General features: G+C 66.9%; 4 protein-coding genes. All 4 read right to left on the bottom strand.

The window, feature by feature from the left end; translation table 11 throughout:
* Window positions 1-43: 43 nt before the first annotated feature.
* Window positions 44-304, bottom strand: coding sequence for an SHOCT domain-containing protein (locus tag GO615_RS27535; RefSeq protein WP_169133036.1), 261 nt, complete (start codon window positions 302-304; stop codon window positions 44-46).
* Between the two features lie 26 nt (window positions 305-330).
* Window positions 331-1,509, bottom strand: coding sequence for an MFS transporter (locus tag GO615_RS27530; protein WP_211167405.1), 1,179 nt, complete (start codon window positions 1,507-1,509; stop codon window positions 331-333).
* Between the two features lie 34 nt (window positions 1,510-1,543).
* A complete protein-coding gene (locus GO615_RS27525) occupies window positions 1,544-1,903 on the bottom strand; it encodes a rhodanese-like domain-containing protein (protein WP_169133034.1) in 360 nt (119 codons plus the stop codon).
* On the bottom strand, window positions 1,900-2,194 hold a 295-nt coding region (locus GO615_RS27520; protein ID WP_169133033.1), incomplete at its 5' end, for an MFS transporter. The genes GO615_RS27525 and GO615_RS27520, both read right to left, overlap by 4 nt.

Genomic DNA, 2,194 nt, shown 5'->3' with positions numbered 1-2,194 from the left:
GGGGTGGTGGCGTTGTAGTCGAGGTAGATCGGCAGGTTCGTGCTCATTTCTCCAGGTCCAGTTTCTTTTGCTCGTATTCGTCGCGGTCGATTTCGCCCCGTGCGTAGCGTTCCTGCACGAGCTCCAGCGGCGTCTTGTCGCGCGGCCGCTCTTCCGTTCGCCGGTCGCCCCCGGCCTGCGACTGCTGCAGCAGCCAGCGGACCAGCGCCACGATCCCGAGGACGACCAGAACCCAGAACAGGATCATGAAGAGGAAGCCGAAACCCATGCCCCACCCGCCGAAATCACCCCAATAACCCATCATGGTCATGCCTCCCGTGCGTCACGGTCTCAGGCCGGCACCGCCGACCGCATGCGTCTTTCGATTCCCACGACCACCAGCAGCGCCGCCAGAAGAAGCGGCAGGACGGCCATGTTCAGGACCGCCCATCCCAAACGGTCATAGACCCAGCCGGCCGAAAGCGTGGCCGCGGCGACGAGGCCGAAAATCGCGAACTCGTTGACCGCCTGCACCTTCATCTGCTCCGCCGGGCGATAGGTCTGCGTCAGCAATGCGGTGCCGCCGACGAAGGCGAAGTTCCAGCCGACGCCCAGCAGGATCAGCGCGGACAGGAAGTTAAGGAATTCGACGCCCGACGCATTGACCGCGACGTGGCCGAGCAGGAGCACGAAACCGACCTGCATGATGCGGGGCGCGCCGTAGCGCGTGATGAGCGTACCGGTGAAGAAGGACGGAGCGAACATCCCGACCACGTGCCACTGGATGACCGGCGTCACGCTCGTGCCCGGCAGGCCGCAGCCGAGCATTGCCAGGGGCGTGGCCGCCATGACCATGATCATCACGGCGTAACCGGCTGCCGCCCCGAGGATCGAGGCCTGCAGCGCCGGTTGCCCAAGGATCTCGCGCAAGGGCCGAACCTCGCCGCCCTGCTGCACCGCAACCGGCTTGAGCCGCACGTGCGACAGTAGGAACAGCGCGACGAGGCTGAGCGCCCCCTGCGCGGCGTACGAACCAATGAAAAGCCCGCCCGCGATCCAGTCCCGTCCGCCCTGACCGAGCTGCGGCCCGACGAAGGCCGCGACCAACCCGCCCGCGACCACCCACGAGATCGCTCGGCTCGCATGTATCGCGTCGGTCGCCTCGACTGCGGCGAAGCGGTAGTAGTTGCCGAAGCCCTGATAGCTGCCGAGCAGCAGGTGCCCGACCACGAAGAGCGCGAACGACGTCTGATGCAGGGCGAGCACACATACGAGACTGCCCGTTACCCCCAGCGCCGCCCCCGCCAGGAAGCCCGCCCGGCGCCCATGACGGCGCATGAGGATGGCCGCCGGCAGCGAGGCGACTGCCGTGCCGATCACCATCGCGGCGATCGGCAAGGTGGCGAGCCCCTTGTCCGGTGACAGTACGCCGCCGATGATGCCGCCGATCGCCATCGACATCACGATGGCCGAGAGCATGAGCGCCTGGCTTGCGGCCAGAATCAGGACGTTGCGATTGTTGCGAAACATGGATCCGTGCCTGTCTTTTCCGGAAACGGGAGTGTCATGGATGCGGGGTGCGGCGATCGCCATTGTCCACCTCGGGTTCGCCCCCGAGCCAGCCGCGGGCGCCGCCGCGTAGCGGACTGGCGTCGCGGTATCCCAATTGGCGGAGTCGTTCGGCGGCATCGCAGGATCGCGAACCCCCTAAATTGCAGACGGTGACGATCGTCGCATCCTTGGGAAGCGCGTTCGCCTGTGCGGCAATCTGGTCGGCCGGAATGTTGATGGCGCCCTCGACATGACCGGCCGCGAATTCTTCGGCCGATCGAACGTCGACGATGGCCACTTGCTCGCCGCTTCGAACGAGCTCGCGGAGGCGCCGCGGCTCCATGAAGTCGGCCGGTTGTTCTTGCATGCTCATGTTCTTCCCCTTGCGAGCGTTTCCGTCATCCTTTTCCACACAACGACTCCGGAGAGGAAGGTCAATGCCCCCACCAGCCAGACTGCCGCGGCGAGGCCCAGCAGGTCGGCGGTGATGCCCGCGAGCAGCGCCCCGACCGCGTAGCCGAGGTCGCGCCACAGCCGATACACGCCCACCGCCGAGGCGCGCCAGGCGGGATGCGCGACGTCGCCGATCGCGGCCAGCAGGGTCGGATAGACCATCGCGGTGCCGAGCCCGAGCAGCACCGCCCCGAGCGCGAAGACGGCGAAA

The organism is Aromatoleum evansii, assembly GCF_012910805.1.
Lineage (GTDB): Bacteria > Pseudomonadota > Gammaproteobacteria > Burkholderiales > Rhodocyclaceae > Aromatoleum > Aromatoleum evansii.
This window is presented reverse-complemented; position numbering and strand designations above follow the sequence as displayed.

Excerpts from the sequence above, each read along its gene's own strand:
- GO615_RS27535 (WP_169133036.1), bottom strand. The coding sequence starts at position 304 with ATGATGGGTTATTGGGGTGATTTCGGCGGGTGGGGCATGGGTTTCGGC.
- GO615_RS27530 (WP_211167405.1), bottom strand. The coding sequence starts at position 1,509 with ATGTTTCGCAACAATCGCAACGTCCTGATTCTGGCCGCAAGCCAGGCG.
- GO615_RS27525 (WP_169133034.1), bottom strand. The coding sequence starts at position 1,903 with ATGAGCATGCAAGAACAACCGGCCGACTTCATGGAGCCGCGGCGCCTC.